Here is an 18,294-nt window from a genome sequence, read left to right on the forward strand (position 1 = left end):
ATAACTAATAATTTTTTATAAAAAATATCAATTTTAATTATATAAGATATATGAAATTAAATCAGAAAAATTGGATTAGGCTAATTTAGAATAATTAAAGAACATTACCCATTAAAACGCCATGATAACCAGCATCAACGTGAATATTTTCGCCTGTAATACCAGAAGCCATATCAGAACATAAGAATGCAACTGTATTACCAACCTCCATAATATCAACGTTTTTCTTAAGTGGTGATACTGTAGCATTATAGTCCAACATCTTTTTGAAATTAGCAATACCTGACGCTGCCAAAGTTTTGATTGGACCAGCTGAAACACAGTTCACATTGATTCCATCTGGACCTAATGCAAGAGCTGTATATCTCATAGTAGCTTCTAAAGATGCCTTAGCAACACCCATAGTATTATAACTAGGCATAGCTTTTTCAGCACCAATATATGTAAGACCTACGATAGAAGCATTTCTTCCTTTCATCATCGCACGACATTCTCTAGCTAAAGCAGCAAAAGAGTAAGCACTGATATCATGAGCAATAGCGAAACCTTCACGAGTAACTGTATCTATAAAATCACCACCTAACTGATCACGAGGAGCAAAAGCGATAGAGTGAATAAGACCATCTAGACCATCCCAAACTTTACCTAGCTCAACAAACAAGTCTTGCATCTCTTGATCAGAAGTTACATCACAAGGTAAAATTGCAGCTGGATTGAACTCTTCACTTAGCTTCTCTACTCTTTCTTTGAATTGACCAACATAAGTAAACGCAAGTTCTGCACCTTCTCTATGAAGAGCTTTTGCAATACCGTAAGCGATTGATTTATTGCTTAACAGACCAGTAACTAGTATCTTCTTTCCTGCTAAAAAACCCATTTAATATCTCCTTTAGTAGATTAAATTAAAACTTTGCTTAAATAATTACAACCAACATAAGCTGTATAGCAATATCCCAAGCTAATAATGATATAATTATAATTAATAGTAATATAAAACACTAGTATAGCAATATCCCAAGCTAATAGATATAATTATAATTAATAGTAATATAAAACACTAGCTTAATTTTAAGGTGATTGCCTATGCATTGGAAAGAAAAAAAAATAGTCTCTGCACCATCTAGCGAAATAGGTTTTGATAAAGCTAAGGCAAGTTGGGATATTATGAAAATATCATCCGAACTTGTCGAAGGGTATGAAAGATTAGATAAAATATCTCCAGCTATTAGTATATTTGGTTCAGCAAGGATTTCCGAAGATGATAAGTACTACAAAGATACTGTTGAACTAGCTAAATCTTTGTCAAATCATGGCTTTGCTGTTATCACAGGTGGTGGTCCTGGTATTATGGAAGCGGGAAACAAAGGCGCTCAACAAGGATCTTGCTCAAGTATAGGCTTGAATATAGCACTACCTCACGAGCAAAAACCTAATAGCTATCAAGATGTCTTTTTGATTTACAGATACTTCTTTACGCGTAAAGCAATGTTTATCAAACATTCTATGTCGTATATAGTCATGCCCGGTGGCTTTGGTACTTTAGATGAGCTTTTTGATATTACAACTCTGATACAAACAGGTAAAAAAGTCAAAATGCCAATTATCCTCTATGGTAAAGATTTCTGGGGGGGATTAATGGAGTGGATAAAAACTACCTTAGTACAAAAAGGCGTAGTTAGTAAAGAAGACGTGAATCTTCTAACTCTTGTTGACAGTATTGATGAGGTCTTAGAAATAGTAGCCGAACATTATATGAATACCTACAGTTCAAAAGCACATTCAAAAATGGTATTTTAAAGGTTTTTGTACATGGATATAAATACTATTTCAGTAACTTTGATTAATAATTCACTTCCTATTATTACAGCTTTTACAGTTCTAATTCACATTTTTTGTGGTTTAGGTATAGCAAAAGACATTCCTAAAGTCTTAGACAGAAGACTTACTACGATAATTCTACCAAAAAATATTTGGATACTTGTTGGATTAGTATTTGGTATATGGGGATTACTTATATACTGGTTATGTCATCATTCAACTATATCAAAAGGTTAACAAACCATGAGTAATAATAATTTATAGGAACCAAAATCATATAAATCAATAGGTAAGTTTGTCACAGAATATGGCAATGAAATTGTTGAGCTTCTAAGCCCTTTAAAAGATGAGAAAATTTTAGATATTGGATGTGGTGCGGGTGAACTCACTAATAAAATAAAACTAGAATGATCTAGCATAGTCGGTATTGATGTATCAAATCAGATGTTAAATCAAGCCAAGAAAAACTATCCAGATATAGAATTTATAAAAGCAGATGCTCAACAGGACTTACCATTCGACTTAAAGAATTTTGATGCTGTTTTTTCAAATGCTGCTTTACACTAGATGCTGAATCTAACAGCTGTCATAAAAAATTTAAATAAAGTTTTGAAGAAAAATGGCAGATTTGTTTTGGAGATGGGCGGTAAAGGAAATATAAAAAATCTATTAGCAAGTTTAGATAAAGCATCTCAAAAATATGCTATCCAAGACTATAGCCTTGAGAATTTTTACCCAAGTATTTCGGAGTAACTTCTCTACTTGAAAATAATGGCTTTTTAGTCAAATATGCCATCTTATTTGAAAGACCTACGCTATTAGAAGACTCTAATGGCTTTAGAAACTGGGTTATGACTTTTAGAAAGAATTTATTAGATAAAGTAACTAATACTGATGAATTCTTAAAATATGCTAAAAAAATTGCTAAACCATATCTGTATAAAAATAATAAGTGGTATGCAGATTATGTCCGATTAAGAGTTATTGCCTATAAGACACAATAGCTAACAGACTTCTTCTCCACCAAAAACTTCTTTTCTTAAATTCTCAATATCTTTTCTAATAATATATTCGACTACTTCTTTAGTCAGGGTATGATCTATTCCTTTAATTAAATTGACATTTCCCCAAGTACTCTCAAAGAATTTATTATCAACAACGTTATCGTTCTCAGCTAAAGTAACCTTTATTGCTTCATGGAATTTCCCAAGCTTGCCATTAAACAATAATAGTAAGTACGCTCCCAACATCTTTCTAATCCTAATCTTACCAAGAACTCTCATTGTTTTATGATGAATAAAAAATGGCGTAATCAAATGAAGTCTTTGATACAAGGCCTCATCAATTAAAGATGAAATACCCGCAGACATTGATATTGCATAGATAAGATCATAATTATCAGCACCAACTTTATACTTATTGATAATTCTTTTAAGCTTACGCTTTACAAATACTGGTCGACCTAGAGCCACTGTTGTTATCTTAGCTTTGATACCATCAATATCAATATGCTCAACACTATCACCTTTACTATAGTAGCCCTTAATTACTAGTATATTTAACTTGTCTTTATTCATTCGATAAGCTCTATTTGATAACCATCCGGATCTTTTATAAATGCTATAACTTGAGTACCACCTTTTACAGGACCAGCTTCACGAGTTATGATACCGCCTTTTGCTTTGACATCTTCACATGCCTTATAGACATCATCTACCTGCATGCATAGATGACCAAAAGCATTGCCATGATCATACACATGATCGCCCCAGTTATATGTCAACTCCAACACAGTATGATCTAAAATATCACCATAACCAAGAAATGCTAAAGTATATTTATACTCTGAATTATCCATTTTCTTTTGAACGGTCATACCCAATATATTTGTATAAAAATCTATGGACTTATCTAAATCTTTAACTCGCAACATTACATGAGCAAAACGCATTTTAATTCTCCTTTAGAAAGTTTATTTGTTATTGATAAACTATTTTGCTATATTATAGCAGATTTTTTAATCTCCTGTTCGTAAATATCCAGGGTTAACAAAACTAAAGGAATATAATGACAAACTTCGATATTTTAATATTATTTACTTTTGTAGACTTCTTTGTCTTGTTTTTAGCATATAAACTTTTTGGCAAAAAAGGATTACATGTATTTATAGTTGTTAGTGTGATTGCCGCAAATATCCAAGTTAACAAAGGCGTTGCTTACGATATTGCTGGTTTTCATATTATTGCAACACTTGGCAATGTAATGTTTGGTGGTATATTTACTGCCAATGATATACTAAATGAAAAGTATGGTAGACAGGAGGCTCGCAAAGCAGTTCTAAAATCAATATTTTTTGGTCTATCATTCGTGCTTTTGATGCTTATCTCAACGCTATTTACAAGCTTAAATGATGATTTCTATAATGATGTAAATAACTCTTTAAATCTATTTTTCTCAATAAATGGTGGTGCTTTAAAAGCAGTAATTATTGGAAACCTAGTTTATCTTGTATCTCAACTATTTGATGTACTTATATACTCTAAGATAAAAAGCTTTAGTTCTGATATAAAATGGTTATGGCTAAGAAATACTGGTTCAACTTTGATATCACAAATTCTTGATACAACACTTATAACTTATGGATTTGCATTTGCTGGGATTATCCCGATGGAATATGTTTTTGAAGTCATAATTTCAACATTGGTTATTAAATATATAATTGCGCTTATAAATGCTCCTCTTTTCTATATTTTAGCGTTTACAAAGCCTAGAGAATCATAACTGTAAGGATAATAAGCATAATTACTAAATACGCCCAATTTTGTAACTTCTGAGAGATTTTACCTGATAAATTAACTCCTATTGATACCCCTATGATCCAATTATCAAACTAATCGCTACAGGTAGATATACAAATCCCAAGCAATAATCAGGTAGGTTTGATAATCCGTAACCAGCAATAATATATGAGATGGCTCCAAAAAGTGCTAAAAAAGGTACTATTGATGATGCGATTGCTGCCGCTGTTGTAAGCCTATAATTACAACCTCTTAAAAAAAGAATGATAATTATACTCCCTCCAATACCTAATACAACGGAAACAAAACCTGTAAAAAGCCCATAAATATACAATAATATCGGTAGAGGTTTATCTATATTATTACAATATTCATCAGCTTCGGATTTCGCACTATTCAACATTTTTAAGACTAGTTTAATAACTGTATATATCAAAAATATTATAAACAAAGATTCTAAGATAACAGGCGATAGCCGCTCCTAAAACTGTACCTACTATTAATCCCATCTTTAGCTTTAGGGCAATACTCCAAATTATATTGTTAGCTTTATAGTGAGCATATGTTGTTTTTATAGATGTAAAAAACATAACAAATAAAGATGTTGTAACAGCAATGTGCATAGAATTAGATACAAATAATGGTTCATAAATAGAGATAAATATTACGATTGCAGGAACAACAATTAAGCCTCCTCCAAAGCCAAACACACCTGCTAGCACACCTACCAAAATACCAATTAATACAAAACTCAAAACTATAACAAACATATTCAACACCCAAAACTGATCTATTAAACAAGATCTATATCAAGAGACTATTTAGAAAAAATTAGACTGGTCAAATTACTTTTCCGTAATTTTCTCAAGCAATATCGTATCTCCATTAACATTTTCTGTAACTAAACCTACTCCTTTGCAGTAGATTTCATAGTCTATAAAGTGATAGCATTCTCCTCCTAAGTTTTTGCTATTGCATTGCTTAACATTATTATCCATACGAATGCAGTTTTTATATGCATTACCATTTATTACTATTTCTGGAATTATATCTGTAATAATCGAAGTTCCTGTACTATGTGACATTTCATCGGTATTATCTATTTTATCGATTTTATTGAGAACAATATTTCTAGGAAAAAGTTGCTGTAATTTGAGATCTAAACTTCGTAGCTTGCCATCTTTATCTGCTGCCTTACTGCTGCCAAAGAATACTGCACCATCTTTAATTTCATAAACAGACTCATTTGAAATATATGATTTATCTCGACCTAATGATGTTTTTGTCTCATAGACGCATTTTGTTTTGTCTTCATTACAGCTTTTAACAGTCAGATCAAATGCTGGAGTAAGTTTAGCAGGCTTATCTAAATGATTGTAAACATAAGTATAAGTAGCTCCTACATTAGTTGATATTAAATCAGAGCCTTTTAAAGATGTTTGATTTTGATCTGTAGCTAATGCCAGTAGAGGTAAAACTTAAAGTTAATATAAGAGGCTTCTTCATTTATCTTCCTTTGTTTGTTAATTTTAGCTCTCACCACTAAACAAACTACAGAAGAATAAAGTCTAAATCAAGCCTAACTTTAATAAACCATAATATACACCATCATTATAGTTTGCCTTAGTTATTAGACTTGCTTTTTCTTTTAATTGAGGTGAAGCACTATCCATAGCAACAGCAACATCGATTCGATCAAACATTTCTAGATCATTATTACCATCACCAAATGCATAGGTCTCATATCCTTCAAGATCTAGATATTCTACAACCTTATCAATACCATCTGCTTTGGTATGTCCTGCTAAATAACAATCAACATAACCATTTTCATTATGCGGAGCTATCACACACTCATCTCCTAACGTATGTTCTAAAGCTACAGTATCAACATTCCTACCCAAAACTAAAGCATTATAAATTGTTACATTATATAAGTTATGTGTTGTAATGATCTTATTCTTACTTACTATAACGTTATCATAAAAATAATTAAGATCTTCTGATTCAAGGTTGTTCACATACGCAAATTCACCCTCGAAAAGCCAGTCATGATTGTGTTTTTCACAAAACTCTAAAACATTATCAATCGCACTTTGTGGAAATAGCTTCTCATAAACAAGTTTATCACCAACACTGACTACAGAACCATTTGCCGTAACATAACCATCCATAGGCAAATCAAGAACTGCTGAAGGAATGAAACTCGGCGATCTACCTGTAGCTATAAAAGTTTTATAACCTTACTTTCTTAATTTTTTGATTGCTTGGATATTTTTATCTGAAACAAAAAGTTCACCCTTATTTTCGTATACTAAAGTACCATCAATATCAAAAAAAAAATGCTTTGTTCATTATTTAACTAACTTGATTTTCATTAATATTGATAATGATAACTTACTAAAAGCTAAAAGGATATAGCTATCATCAAGAAAAGATTTTAATTATCTTAAAGGTGTAAAAAAATGATTAATTACCATCAACTATATTTCTCGAATCATGTCCTATACTTTTAGTTACATCTTTAGCTGAATCTCCAATAGAATCACCCATATCTTTAAAGTTACTTTTAATTGATGCATTGCTGCTAGCACTTGAAGTATCTTGCTCATTTGAGCACGCACCTAGCAAAACAACTGACATTATACAAACTATTATTTTTAAGTACTTCATGAAACACTCCTTAAATTTATTTTAAAAAATAAACATCGCATCACCATAACTAAAAAATCTATATTTTTCAGCTATAGCATGTTCGTATGCTTTCATAACTTTTTCTTTATCCGAAAATGCACTAACTAGCATAATTAGAGTAGACTTTGGCAAGTGAAAATTAGTAATCATTGCATCAACGATATTAAACTTTTTCCCTGGATATAAGAAAATATCAGTCTGACCTTGGTAAGGTTGAATTTCTCCACTTTGACCTGCTGTTTCAAGTGAGCGTACAGAAGTTGTACCAATAGCTATTACTCTACCACCATTAGCTTTAGTTTGGCGAATTTTCTCACAAACATCTTCAGATACAGATATTACCTCGGCATGCATCTTATGATTATTAACATCATCGACTTGAACAGGCTTGAAAGTTCCTGATCCAACATGCAAAGTGATATAAGCTATATCAACACCTTTAGCTTTTATTTGTTGCATTAGTTCTTCTGAAAAGTGCAAACCAGCTGTTGGAGCAGCAACAGAGCCTAAGTCTTTAGCATATACTGTTTGATATCTCTCTGCATCAAAAGCCTCTTCATCACGTTTCATATATGGTGGTAATGGAATATGTCCGAACTCTTCCATAAGCTGATAAATGTCTTTTTCACCCTGTAATTCAAGAAGATACATTCCACCATCTTTTTCTAGCACTTTAGCTAAAGTGTCTTGCACATATATTTCCATGCCTGCCACAGGAGAACGATTTGCCTTGATATGAGTTTCAAAAACTTTAGGCGATTTTATTTTCTCGATCAAAAACTCAAGCTTTCCTCCAGTAGTTTTTTCACCATAAAGTCGTGCTAACATAACCTTACTATTATTAAATACCAATAAATCTTTTGGTGTTATAAATTCAAAAAAATCTTTAAATATAAAATCCCGTATCTCTCCAGTATCTTTATTTAACTTTAAAAGCCTACTTTCATCGCGCTTGTCTAGTGGGTAGCAAGCAATTAGCTCTTCAGGCAATTTATAATCAAAATCATCAGTTTTCATTTAAATAAAATTATTTTTTAAAAAAAGCTTTTGAGCAAAATATTACCATATCTTAGTTAATAGATATAACAATTTAGGCCATTATCTCTCTATTGTGTTATTATCCATAGGTATAATAATTTAATTATAAATATATATGCTATTTTCAGACTTACATATAAGCCAAGACATTATAGAAATATTAGAAAATAAAAACATCAAAACACCTACAAATTCACAAATTTTAAGCTTTGAAAAAATCTCAAATGGAGAAAATATCTGGCTAAAGTCACCAACTGGTAGTGGTAAAACACTTGCTTATATTTTGCCAATTATAAATAAACTATTAATAGATAAAAAACCTCTTACTCAAGTTGTTTTTTTCACACCCACTCATGAGTTAGCCATTCAAATTAGTAATTTTATAAATGAGACATTCTCAAGCATAGGCATTAAATCACTAGCACTAATTGGTAAAGCATCGATAGACAGACAAAAAGAAAAATTAAAGAAAAAACCAAATATTGTAGTTGGCTCTGTTGGCAGAATTCTAGAACTTATCGATCAAAAAAAACTAAAGGCTGCTCATCTACAATACTGTATTATTGATGAGGCAGATCGTATGCTTGAAGATGACAGCTTAAAGCTTTTAAAACAAATCATCTCTAAAACCACAAATCTACAATATATATTAGGCTCTGCTACTATCAAAAACCACGCCTTTGATATTGCGAGTGGTTTTATTGAAAATTTAGAGCTTATTGATGACTCCAAAGAAAAAGAAACTATAGAACATAGCTATATCATAGCTGATGGTAATCGTAAAACCGATTCATTACGAAAGTTACTAAACAAAATATCTCCTTCCAAATCTATAGTATTTCTACATAGAAACAATGACGTTGATTTCGTTACAAAAAAAATAGATAAACTAGAATGTGGGGTTGGCTCTATTCATGGTGAACAAAATAAAATTGATAGAGCTAATACCATCAAAAAATTCAAAATTGGACAAATCAAAGTTTTAGTTGCCTCTGATGTTGCAGCTAGAGGACTTGATATTAATGATGTTGATTTTGTAATAAATTATGATATCCCATCAAAAGCAGAAGATTACCAACATCGAGCAGGTAGAACAGGTCGTATGGGTAAATCTGGTAATAGCATTTTGCTAATTAAAGAATCTGAATTCTCCTATATTGAAAAACTACAAAAGAAGTTAGGAATTGATATTAAGAAGTTTTAATATTTGTAAATTCACCTATTTAGAAATCTAATTTATAATTAAAATCATCTGTTTTTTATATTTATAGCAATATAGAGTTTCTGTTAGAAGTGATAACTAAAGGATAAATTTATGAAGATTTACTCTTAACTAATATTTCCTATACATCTGAATATGTTAATATAATTTTCCAAAACTAATTTAATACCCAAAAACTAACTATGAAAAAATTTCTATGCACTACAATTATTATTTTTGTAACATTATCAGCATCTTTCGCTAGCAACTGGCCTAGTGGATATATACCCAAAAATAAAATCATAAATATAGATGACATTATCGGGGCTCCTCCAAGTACAGACTCACAAGCATTTTCTAGTGACAAAGCTATATCAGAAGCAGTATTTAGCCAAAATAAAAATACTACTGACTATAAAATAGCAATTCATGACGCATCCAATGACCAAGATGTTCATATCGCTGATTTTAGCAAAGCTTTTGGCCAAGAAATCACTAAAAACAAAACTCCTGAAATATACACTTTATTAAATAGATCAACAACTGATGTATCAAATATAAAACAATCAGCAAAAGAAAAATACAAGAGAGTAAGACCTTTTGTGTTTTTTGATAGAAGACCTTGCGACCCTGATGAAGATCCTAGTAGCTACTCATACCCTTCTGGACACTCATCTAGAGCTTGGAATTACGCTATGATTCTAGCAGAACTGAAACCACAAACAGCTAAGCAGCTTTTTGAGTTAGCTGATAGAAAATCGCAAAGTCGAGTTATTTGCGGAGTACATTGGAAAAGTGATATCCAAGCTGCTAGAACTGTAGCTTTAGCAAACTTTACAATTTTAAATGGAAACCAAGATTTTCTAAAAGATTTAGAAAAAGCTCGACAAGAAATTAATCAATAAGTTTACAAAGCCTGTTTTACTACTAAACTTTTAACAATACTATACTTATCAACAAACTCAAATCCAGCTCTGCGAGCTTTTTTAATATAATCATTCTCACTACCAAAGACTTCTTTGAAAGCTTTCATAAGAGCTATCATCTTAGTATTATCAAGCTTTCTTTCGCGTTGGTATTTATCTAACGTTGAGATATGCCCAATCAATCTACCTTTGGCAAAAGCTTCTCTTACAACCTTACTCAAAGCTATAACATCCTTAAAGCCAATATTTACACCCTGACCAGCTAGTGGATGGATTGTATGAGCGGCGTCACCGACTAGTACAACATTACTTTTAATATAGCTCTTAGCGTGACGTTGAGCTAGTTCAAAGCTAAATCTTTTTGATAAAAGTTTTACACTCCCAAGAGTATTATTAATTGCTTTTGCTAACTCTAATTCAAACTTCTCATCAGCTAAACTCATCAAGAAATTAACATAATCAGTTTTTACAGACCAAACGATCGAAGCTTTATTAGGATTTTCTAACGGTAAAAATGCTAAAACTCCCTTATCATAAAACCTTTGATATGCAGTTTGATTATGTTGTTTTTCAAGCTCAAGAGTTGCTACTATCGCAGTATGTTTATATGGTTTAACTTTAGTTTCAAAATTAAAATAATCTCTAACAAAAGAGTTAGCTCCATCTGCGCCGACGATCAAGCTAGTTTCGATAATTTTATCAGCTAAAACAACTAATTCCGTGTTACCATTCTTTTGGATCTTTTCAATCATCTGATTCGCATAAATTTCAATACCTGTATTACTAATTTCAGCAATAAGAGCTTGTGTTATAACATCATTTTCTACAATATTACCCAAACTATGCTCAGATATTTCTTCTGCTGAAATAGTAATACTTTCACTATGAACATCATCCCAAACACGCATTTGATAATATGGTGATATACGATTGCTTTTAATGGCTTTCCAAACACCCAAATCTTGTAGCAGTCTCTTTGATGTATGATTAACCGCACTCACCCTAGTTTCTACTCTATCTGAATTGTGATGCTTATGATTTATTTCTCTTGCTTCTATTACAGCGACTTGTAGACCATTTTGATGCAAAGATAAAGCTAAACTAAGCCCAACCATACCACCACCAACAATCACTACATCTTTCTGGATATTTCTAATGTTCATCTTCAACCACCTTTCTCATTAGTGTTGAACCTCTTGTTAGCTTACCCATCATCACTCGAGATAGAACTTTTTTGGCCAGTTTGCTTCTTTGTAACAAATGTAATCCAATATTTCTACTTACAACAAATTTAAAATCATTTGAAACAAACCATTTCACAAATCCATGTGTAATATTAATTGTTCTATCATGATCCGGCTTTCTAACTTTAGTAAACTCTTCTAGAACTTCTGCTATAGAATTTTGTGAAAAATCACTTTCAACGATTAAATCATATAAAAAGCCGATATCTCGAATACTCAAATTCATTCCTTGACCAAATACTGGATGTAAAAAATGTAAGGCATTACCAAAAAATAGTACATTATTTTTATATACTTCATTTGATTGAACAAGATATAAAGGGAAAATAGCAGGTTTTGTTGCAACCCTAATTTCACCTAATCTGTAACCAAATCTATCTTGAATCATCTCTTGAAATTCATTTTTGTCTAAATTTAGTTTTTCTTTTGAATTATCTCTATCAACAGTCCAAACACAACCCATTGTAGTTTTTGATTTAGGAAGCATTGCAAGCACACCATCAGTCATAAACCTTTCATATGCTGTATTTTGATTGTCTTGATCCGTCTGAATATCAAAAACCATCGCATCTTGTTTATAATCAGTAGTTTTAGCACCTACATTTAGCATTTTACGCATACTTGAGTTCGCACCATCACAAGCGATTATCAGAGAAGCTTGTATTATTTTATTTTGTTGCTCCTGCTCAACAATTAATGAGTAACTATCAATATCTTTTTGCAAACTAATCACATTAGTCTCAAAAGCTTTTTCAATGTTTTGATTTTCTGTAACACTTTGTAAAGCAACTGACAATAACTCCTGCATTGGAGCAATGGCCCCAAGAAATGGCAGATTCTCATCCTCAGCAAAAATCTCAGCTCTACCATATCGTCCTTTATCAGAGACATGAACCTTTTTTATGGATTGAGTTTTACTAGCGACTTTATCCCACAAGCCAAGAGTATTCAAAAATGCTATAGATGAATAAGACACAGCGATACTGCGATTATCATTTTTGACTTCTAGTTCATCTTTTTCAATATGAATAATTGAACATCCCGTTCTAGCAAGCGCTAATGAAGTTAATAAGCCAACAATACCTCCACCAACAATCGCTATATCATATTTAGTATTCATATAAATACCTAAACTTTTTCACTATCAATTAGTAATACTGCAACTTTTGTATACTCAAGCAATTCAATGAAGTCTTGTTCACAGTCATCATTATCTTCAAGAGCTTCATAATCCATATAAGATATTTTCATCAAATCACTTATTGCTTCTTTAGTCTCTCTATCTTTAGAATTTTCGTAGTCTAAACCAAATAAACCCACACCAGACAAAAAACCTCTAATCCAATAAGTTAATGCTTCAGCTTTATAGTTTAAAGGCTCATCATCTTCTGGTAAGAATAGATCAAAACTTAACCCTTTTTCATCAAACTGCGACTGAGTGTAGTCATAAAGTTTTTTCATAGTCTGTAAAGCCGAAGCCGCTATCAAATCACCTTCTTCGATTGGCTTTGTCATCAAAGAATCTGACCACGCAGTGAATTTGACTTCTGCTCCGAAGCTAAACAATGCACAAAGTAGCCCATGTGCTTCTGAAGCTGTAGTTAAAGCTTGCATTACTTTTAGAGCTTCCGCGACATCTTCAAAATTAGGTTTTTCATTTTTCATAGATAGAATTTATTTTATATATTTAATTAACTGATATTTTACTGTATATAGATAATTAGTTATAGGTATTTTTTTAAAAGTATTAGCTTAATAAAATAACTTCTCGGCACGCACTAAAAGTAGATAAGTCAAATCAAACAAAGTCAAGTAATATATCTACAAACTTTTTACCATAAATTATTCAAAGAAAACATATAGTCATTTATAATACATACGTATTCAAAAGTTTAGTTGTCTGGACTATTGGTGATTTAGTTGCAATCTTGTACCGATACTTAGAATAGGGAGCTTGGTGTTTGAACTAGAGAGCAAGCTTTGATGCAATGCATTCACAAAGAAGCCCAACGTTGAGACTATGGCACCCAAACTTGATGCCATAGAGATCAAGAACATTGAACTAAAACGGTAATCTGGACAACTAATTATTTTATTGTTTTAGTCATGATTAAAGAGCATATACGCCGAGAACTTTTAAATATTAGGAACAATCTAAATGGTAAAGATGAACTGTCATCTGAAATCAACTTTAAAGTCATAGATTATATTAAAAACAACTTCTCAAATCCAAAAATAGCTAGCTTTGTTTCTCTTAAAAATGAAGTTAATACCTTTTCAATCAATAGCTACTTCGAAAATATTTATTTACCTATAGTTCATCCTTTTATAAAACATGGTTTATGGTTTGCAAAAGATTCAAAAGAGTATTATCTAAATAAATATAAGATTAAAGAACCTATATATTCAGCACCTGATATTATCACTGCTTGGGAGCTTGATATTATTATCATACCAATTGTTGGTTTCAATAAAGATAAATTTAGAATGGGTATGGGAGGAGGTTTTTACGACTATACTTTAAGCTTCAAAAAAAACAGTAATTCCCCTTTAACTATAGGTATAGCCTTTGATGAACAGCAAAATGATGATATCATCATAGATATATATGATATTAAGCTTGATTTAATTATTACACCTACGAGGATATTAGTATAATATGGATAGTACTACTGTAGCTAATGAAATTAAAAACAAAATACTATCAGAACTTGATCCCCTAGCAACAATTGAAATAATAGATGAAACACACAAACACGCAAAACATAGAGGATTTATAGAAGGCAAATGCTACTATGTAATCAATATTTCATCTAAGAAATTAAGTGATATGGCAAAAATTAAAGCACATAAAGAAATATTCAGATGTACACAATCACTTATGTCACAAATCCATGCTTTATCAATAAAAATCAAACCGGAGTAAAGCAATGTTTGATTTTATTATCCATTTCAATGAGTATATAAATTACTTCATAGATATTTTAGGTATTTGGTTTTATATACTACTATTTTTTATAATTTTTTGTGAAACAGGAATTGTTCTTGGAATATTTTTTCCAGGTGACTCTTTACTATTTACAATCGGCATAACAGCCGCAGCTACAAGCATCAACATTCATTTAGCAGTTTTATCGATTTGTTTAGGAGCTATTGTCGGAGACTCATGCAATTACATTACTGGTAAATTTATTGGTGAGAAGTTATTTAGCACACATGCTAGAATTCTCAAAAAGGCATATTTGATCAAAACCAAAGAGCTTTTGGACAAATATGGCACAAAAGCAATAATTTTTTCACGTTTCATCGCTTTTGTTAGAACAATTACTCCTTTTGTTGCTGGAGTTAGCAACATGAACTATGCAAAATTCGTTACATTAGGAGCTATATCAGCTGTTATTTGGTCTTTTTCAATTACATATACAGTATATTTCTTTAGTGATAATTATTTTGTAAAACAGTATCTAAGCTTAATTATTGCCATTATTGTAGCTGTAGTAGTGATTCAAATTATTCTAAAAGGGATTATAAATAAAATAAAAGTAAAAAGAACTTAACCTTTAGATATTATTTTTTTATAATCTAACGACAAAACATTCAAAATGAATAATTTATGGATACGATTTCAGCATTATTTCATATTATCCTACATCTAGATCAATTTATTAGTACCTATATAAACATACTTGGTGACTGGACTTATCTATTACTTTTTTTAGTAATTTTTTGTGAAACTGGGCTTGTGGTAACACCCTTTTTACCTGGAGACTCTTTACTTTTTGCACTAGGACTTACTGGAGTAGCGACTAGTTTAAATGTTCATATATTAGCTCCAATACTTGTGGCTGCAGCTGTATGTGGTGACTCATGCAACTATTTCCTTGGCAGAATGGTCGGTAAACGGATTTTTAAAGATGATGCAAAAATCCTCAAAACAGCTCTCCTACTTAAGGCACAAGATTTTTTTAATAAATATGGTGCTGCTGCAATCATATTGGCAAGATTTACACCACTTGCAAGAACATTTATGCCTTTCACAGCCGGTATGGCACGTATGAGATATCTTAAATTTGTATTAATGGGTATTATCGGTGCTTTTGTATGGGTTTATTCTATTGTCTACTTAGCATTTTTCTTTAGTAATAATGCTTTTGTCAAAAAATATTTCGGTTTATTTGTCATTTTAATTATTATTGTATCTTTAATACCGCCTACAATATCTTTCATCAAAGCGTTTAAGAACAAGTTATCTAACAAAATATAATTACAAAGACTATTTTTTACCCAAATTCAAATAATCTATTAAAAGTTTACGACTTTTTAACTGCTTACCTGCTAAAGCATAATCAATATAGGCACGAGTAACTTTAGAAATGGCTTTTAAATCTTTAGTTGTCCATGAGCTCACTGATTGATTGATTTTCAAAAGATTTTTCCCAGCAATACTATTTGGAATAGTTGATAGATTTTTTTTAAAACCCGTGGCAAATATCGAATAACTTAAACTCTCATCAATAAGCATACCATCAATATCACAATCGACATAAACTCTCTGCCCAAGACTATCTAGCAACTCAAGCTCAAACATTCTCAACAAATATTTATAATTAATTTCATTTATATTTTTTAGAATAAAAGCATATTTCTCAAATAAAAATTCTTCTTCATGGGAGTAATTCAACAGCAGATATATCAACTCATTCATGTACTGCAATGATAATAGATTGATATATGTGTTTTGATAAAATGACTCAACAAACTCTACATTATAGATTTTAGATAATCCATCTGATTTTTTGGCAAGACTAATTTGCCCTCTTAACTTAACTAAAGGTTGATATAGGTTTATTGTTTTTTTATTAACCCTTATTAACCCCGAAATCTTGCCAAACTCTCGAGTGAATATACTTACAAGTAGAGAGTTTTCTTTATATTTACACTGATGCAATATATAAAAGTCATACAACTGCTGCATTTATTTTCTCAATAAGTTCGATTATTTGCGAAGCATTTCTATATTTAAACTCAGGCAGATCAAACTCCTTGACAAGCTCTTGTAGTGTTATTTTTTTAATATCAGTTTTATGTTGTAATTTTTTTTGCAACCATTTTATCATTGCTAGCATATAAGCATCACTATAAACTCTAAATGAGATTTTTTCTTCAGAAATATACATCTCTATAACCGAAAAATTATCAATCACACAATATTTGACTTGCTCAGGCAAAATAACAGCGTCTTCAAAATTAATCTCAGCAAGGAGTTTCTTTACTAAATCGTTATACATTTTCCTCTCCTTGTGGAGATATAGCTCTCAAAAGCTTAACTTTTCCTGTTAGTCTTTTAGCTGCTAATACAACCTGCTCTCTTGAAGTATGCAAACCAAATGAAACTCTAATTGTAGATTCTGCCTGATCAGCACTCAGACCGATAGCAACTAAAACATGAGATGGTTCAACAGCTTGAGAATTACATGCAGAACCCATAGACGTACAAATGCCATCTAACATTGCTAACAAAGCTTCACCTTTTACACCTACAAAAGTAATACTCAAAATCCCAGGATAGCTATTATCTAGCTTTGTATTTATCTTTATATTATTAACTTCTCTAATAACGTTCAAAAAAGCATCTCGCAAATCCTTTATGTACTGTAGATTATTCTGTCTATTAGCAAACATCTCTTTTACAGCCTCAGCTAATGCAAATATCTGATAATTTGCTAATGTTCCTGCTCTTAGATTAAATTCCTGCGCCCCACCATGTATCTGTTTTTCTAGTTTAATCTTCGGCCTTTTAGATCTCACATATAAAAATCCCACACCTTTTGGAGCATAAATTTTATGTCCAGATACCGATAACAAATCAATATTCATATCATTTGTATCAATATCAATCTTGCCATATCCTTGAGCAGCATCAACATGAAAAACTATACCTCTTTGCTTAGTTAGCTTGCCGATCTCACGGAGATTATTTAAGGTTCCTAGTTCATTATTCACAGCCATTAAGCTTACAAGTATAGTCTCTTGTTTAATAGCTTTTTTAAGTTGCTCTAAATCAATCTGTCCAAATCCATCTACATCTAAGTATGTAACTTCAAATCCTTTGGCCTCTAAAAACTTACAAACATCAAGTACCGCTTTATGTTCAACTTTTGATGTAACTATATGCTTACCTTTATTTTGATAAGCGCGAGCAACTCCTTTTATTGCAAGATTATTTGACTCAGTAGCCCCTGACGTAAAAATAATCTCTCTAGGCAAAACAGACAAACTATCTGCTATAGATACCCTTGCTTGCTCAATTTTATCTCGAACTAATAAACCCTGCTCATAAGTTGATGATCCAGAATTAAAAAAATCAGAGTCATCACTAATCGACTTTAGCATTGTTTTTTTGACATTTTGACTAAGTGGAGTAGTCGCTGCATAATCTAGATAAATAAGACTCATTAAAAATCAATAATTCTTTTAATTATTAGCTAATATTGATATTATATCAAATAATTGTGTACATAGTACTTTAACAAAATCGTTAACAAAATAGGCTTATGATTAAAGATGGTAAATTT

24 protein-coding genes, 1 other RNA gene and 2 pseudogenes are annotated in these 18,294 nt (G+C 31.3%); 13 read left to right on the forward strand and 14 right to left on the reverse strand.

Features of this window, described 5'->3' with window-relative positions; genetic code table 11:
• Window positions 1-94 precede the first annotated feature (94 nt).
• Window positions 95-877, reverse strand: coding sequence for an enoyl-ACP reductase FabI (locus FNO12_RS06305; protein ID WP_014715506.1), 783 nt, complete (start codon window positions 875-877; stop codon window positions 95-97).
• A gap of 206 nt (window positions 878-1,083) precedes the next feature.
• Between FNO12_RS06305 and FNO12_RS06310 the strand changes: the two genes are divergently transcribed.
• From FNO12_RS06310 to FNO12_RS10925, 5 genes are all read left to right on the forward strand, one after another.
• Complete coding sequence (locus FNO12_RS06310; RefSeq protein ID WP_014715505.1) at window positions 1,084-1,797, forward strand: LOG family protein; 714 nt, start codon at window positions 1,084-1,086, stop codon at window positions 1,795-1,797.
• 12 nt (window positions 1,798-1,809) lie between these two features.
• On the forward strand, window positions 1,810-2,055 hold the full coding sequence (locus FNO12_RS06315; protein ID WP_014715504.1) for a hypothetical protein: 246 nt from the start codon (window positions 1,810-1,812) through the stop codon (window positions 2,053-2,055).
• Between the two features lie 207 nt (window positions 2,056-2,262).
• A complete protein-coding gene (locus tag FNO12_RS10915; protein ID WP_030005678.1) occupies window positions 2,263-2,385 on the forward strand; it encodes a class I SAM-dependent methyltransferase in 123 nt (40 codons plus the stop codon).
• A complete protein-coding gene (locus FNO12_RS10920; RefSeq protein WP_030005679.1) occupies window positions 2,386-2,571 on the forward strand; it encodes a hypothetical protein in 186 nt (61 codons plus the stop codon).
• A 98-nt stretch (window positions 2,572-2,669) separates the two neighbouring features.
• Window positions 2,670-2,822, forward strand: a complete 153-nt coding sequence (locus FNO12_RS10925; protein WP_030005680.1) for a hypothetical protein — start codon at window positions 2,670-2,672, stop codon at window positions 2,820-2,822.
• Here the strand turns inward: FNO12_RS10925 and FNO12_RS06325 are convergent, their stop codons facing one another.
• Together FNO12_RS06325 and gloA are read right to left on the reverse strand one after the other, a co-directional pair.
• Window positions 2,823-3,395, reverse strand: coding sequence for a hypothetical protein (locus FNO12_RS06325; RefSeq protein ID WP_014715503.1), 573 nt, complete (start codon window positions 3,393-3,395; stop codon window positions 2,823-2,825). It abuts the gene before it with no gap.
• Entirely contained in the window at window positions 3,392-3,769 is a 378-nt protein-coding gene (gene gloA / locus FNO12_RS06330) for a lactoylglutathione lyase (RefSeq protein WP_014715502.1), read from the reverse strand. The genes FNO12_RS06325 and gloA overlap by 4 nt, the downstream gene beginning before the upstream one ends.
• Before the next feature lie 116 nt (window positions 3,770-3,885).
• Between gloA and FNO12_RS06335 the strand changes: the two genes are divergently transcribed.
• Window positions 3,886-4,599 carry a queuosine precursor transporter gene (locus FNO12_RS06335; protein WP_014715501.1) on the forward strand — a complete coding sequence of 238 codons (714 nt, stop codon included), beginning with the start codon at window positions 3,886-3,888 and terminating at the stop codon, window positions 4,597-4,599.
• A 90-nt stretch (window positions 4,600-4,689) separates the two neighbouring features.
• On the opposite strand, the pseudogene FNO12_RS11780 reads toward FNO12_RS06335, so the two are convergent.
• From FNO12_RS11780 to queA, 5 genes and pseudogenes are all read right to left on the reverse strand, one after another.
• Window positions 4,690-5,386 (reverse strand): annotated as a pseudogene (locus FNO12_RS11780) (sulfite exporter TauE/SafE family protein).
• A gap of 75 nt (window positions 5,387-5,461) precedes the next feature.
• Window positions 5,462-5,701 carry a hypothetical protein gene (locus FNO12_RS10930; protein WP_014715500.1) on the reverse strand — a complete coding sequence of 80 codons (240 nt, stop codon included), beginning with the start codon at window positions 5,699-5,701 and terminating at the stop codon, window positions 5,462-5,464.
• Window positions 5,702-6,184: 483 nt separating this feature from the next.
• A pseudogene (locus FNO12_RS06350) lies at window positions 6,185-6,946 on the reverse strand (Cof-type HAD-IIB family hydrolase).
• Window positions 6,947-7,085: 139 nt separating this feature from the next.
• Window positions 7,086-7,289 (reverse strand): hypothetical protein, encoded by a 204-nt coding sequence (locus tag FNO12_RS06355; protein ID WP_014715498.1) that lies wholly within the window; start codon window positions 7,287-7,289, stop codon window positions 7,086-7,088.
• A gap of 21 nt (window positions 7,290-7,310) precedes the next feature.
• Window positions 7,311-8,327 (reverse strand): tRNA preQ1(34) S-adenosylmethionine ribosyltransferase-isomerase QueA, encoded by a 1,017-nt coding sequence (gene queA, locus FNO12_RS06360; protein WP_014715497.1) that lies wholly within the window; start codon window positions 8,325-8,327, stop codon window positions 7,311-7,313.
• Between the two features lie 136 nt (window positions 8,328-8,463).
• Between queA and FNO12_RS06365 the strand changes: the two genes are divergently transcribed.
• Complete coding sequence (locus FNO12_RS06365) at window positions 8,464-9,552, forward strand: DEAD/DEAH box helicase (RefSeq protein ID WP_014715496.1); 1,089 nt, start codon at window positions 8,464-8,466, stop codon at window positions 9,550-9,552.
• A gap of 200 nt (window positions 9,553-9,752) precedes the next feature.
• A complete protein-coding gene (locus tag FNO12_RS06370) occupies window positions 9,753-10,454 on the forward strand; it encodes an acid phosphatase (protein ID WP_014715495.1) in 702 nt (233 codons plus the stop codon).
• 2 nt (window positions 10,455-10,456) lie between these two features.
• On the opposite strand, the gene FNO12_RS06375 is transcribed toward FNO12_RS06370, so the two are convergent.
• Genes FNO12_RS06375 through FNO12_RS06385 form a run of 3 tightly spaced genes read right to left on the reverse strand, consistent with a single transcriptional unit; the run spans window position 10,457 to window position 13,384 of the window.
• On the reverse strand, window positions 10,457-11,638 hold the full coding sequence (locus tag FNO12_RS06375; RefSeq protein WP_014715494.1) for a UbiH/UbiF/VisC/COQ6 family ubiquinone biosynthesis hydroxylase: 1,182 nt from the start codon (window positions 11,636-11,638) through the stop codon (window positions 10,457-10,459).
• Window positions 11,628-12,839 carry an FAD-dependent monooxygenase gene (locus tag FNO12_RS06380; protein WP_014715493.1) on the reverse strand — a complete coding sequence of 404 codons (1,212 nt, stop codon included), beginning with the start codon at window positions 12,837-12,839 and terminating at the stop codon, window positions 11,628-11,630. The genes FNO12_RS06375 and FNO12_RS06380 overlap by 11 nt, the downstream gene beginning before the upstream one ends.
• Window positions 12,840-12,847: 8 nt before the next feature.
• On the reverse strand, window positions 12,848-13,384 hold the full coding sequence (locus FNO12_RS06385) for a UPF0149 family protein (RefSeq protein WP_014715492.1): 537 nt from the start codon (window positions 13,382-13,384) through the stop codon (window positions 12,848-12,850).
• A gap of 229 nt (window positions 13,385-13,613) precedes the next feature.
• On the opposite strand from FNO12_RS06385, the gene ssrS reads away from it, so the two are divergent.
• From ssrS to FNO12_RS06410, 5 genes are all read left to right on the forward strand, one after another.
• Window positions 13,614-13,805, forward strand: a non-coding RNA gene (gene ssrS, locus FNO12_RS06390) — 6S RNA.
• 20 nt (window positions 13,806-13,825) lie between these two features.
• Window positions 13,826-14,377: a 5-formyltetrahydrofolate cyclo-ligase gene (locus tag FNO12_RS06395; RefSeq protein ID WP_014715491.1), complete on the forward strand. Its 552-nt coding sequence runs from the start codon at window positions 13,826-13,828 to the stop codon at window positions 14,375-14,377.
• Window position 14,378: 1 nt separating this feature from the next.
• Complete coding sequence (locus FNO12_RS06400) at window positions 14,379-14,645, forward strand: BolA/IbaG family iron-sulfur metabolism protein (RefSeq protein WP_014715490.1); 267 nt, start codon at window positions 14,379-14,381, stop codon at window positions 14,643-14,645.
• Window positions 14,646-14,649: 4 nt separating this feature from the next.
• Complete coding sequence (locus FNO12_RS06405; RefSeq protein ID WP_014715489.1) at window positions 14,650-15,276, forward strand: VTT domain-containing protein; 627 nt, start codon at window positions 14,650-14,652, stop codon at window positions 15,274-15,276.
• Between the two features lie 56 nt (window positions 15,277-15,332).
• Window positions 15,333-15,983 (forward strand): VTT domain-containing protein, encoded by a 651-nt coding sequence (locus FNO12_RS06410; protein ID WP_014715488.1) that lies wholly within the window; start codon window positions 15,333-15,335, stop codon window positions 15,981-15,983.
• Between the two features lie 9 nt (window positions 15,984-15,992).
• Here the strand turns inward: FNO12_RS06410 and recO are convergent, their stop codons facing one another.
• The 3 genes from recO to FNO12_RS06425 are packed head-to-tail and all read right to left on the reverse strand — an operon-like array spanning window position 15,993 to window position 18,175.
• On the reverse strand, window positions 15,993-16,694 hold the full coding sequence (gene recO, locus FNO12_RS06415; RefSeq protein WP_014715487.1) for a DNA repair protein RecO: 702 nt from the start codon (window positions 16,692-16,694) through the stop codon (window positions 15,993-15,995).
• On the reverse strand, window positions 16,678-17,007 hold the full coding sequence (locus FNO12_RS06420) for a hypothetical protein (RefSeq protein ID WP_014715486.1): 330 nt from the start codon (window positions 17,005-17,007) through the stop codon (window positions 16,678-16,680). The genes recO and FNO12_RS06420 overlap by 17 nt, the downstream gene beginning before the upstream one ends.
• A complete protein-coding gene (locus tag FNO12_RS06425) occupies window positions 17,000-18,175 on the reverse strand; it encodes a cysteine desulfurase family protein (RefSeq protein WP_014715485.1) in 1,176 nt (391 codons plus the stop codon). The genes FNO12_RS06420 and FNO12_RS06425 overlap by 8 nt, the downstream gene beginning before the upstream one ends.
• Window positions 18,176-18,294: the final 119 nt, after the last annotated feature.

The sequence above is a fragment of the Francisella orientalis FNO12 genome, from assembly GCF_001042525.2.
GTDB lineage: Bacteria > Pseudomonadota > Gammaproteobacteria > Francisellales > Francisellaceae > Francisella > Francisella orientalis.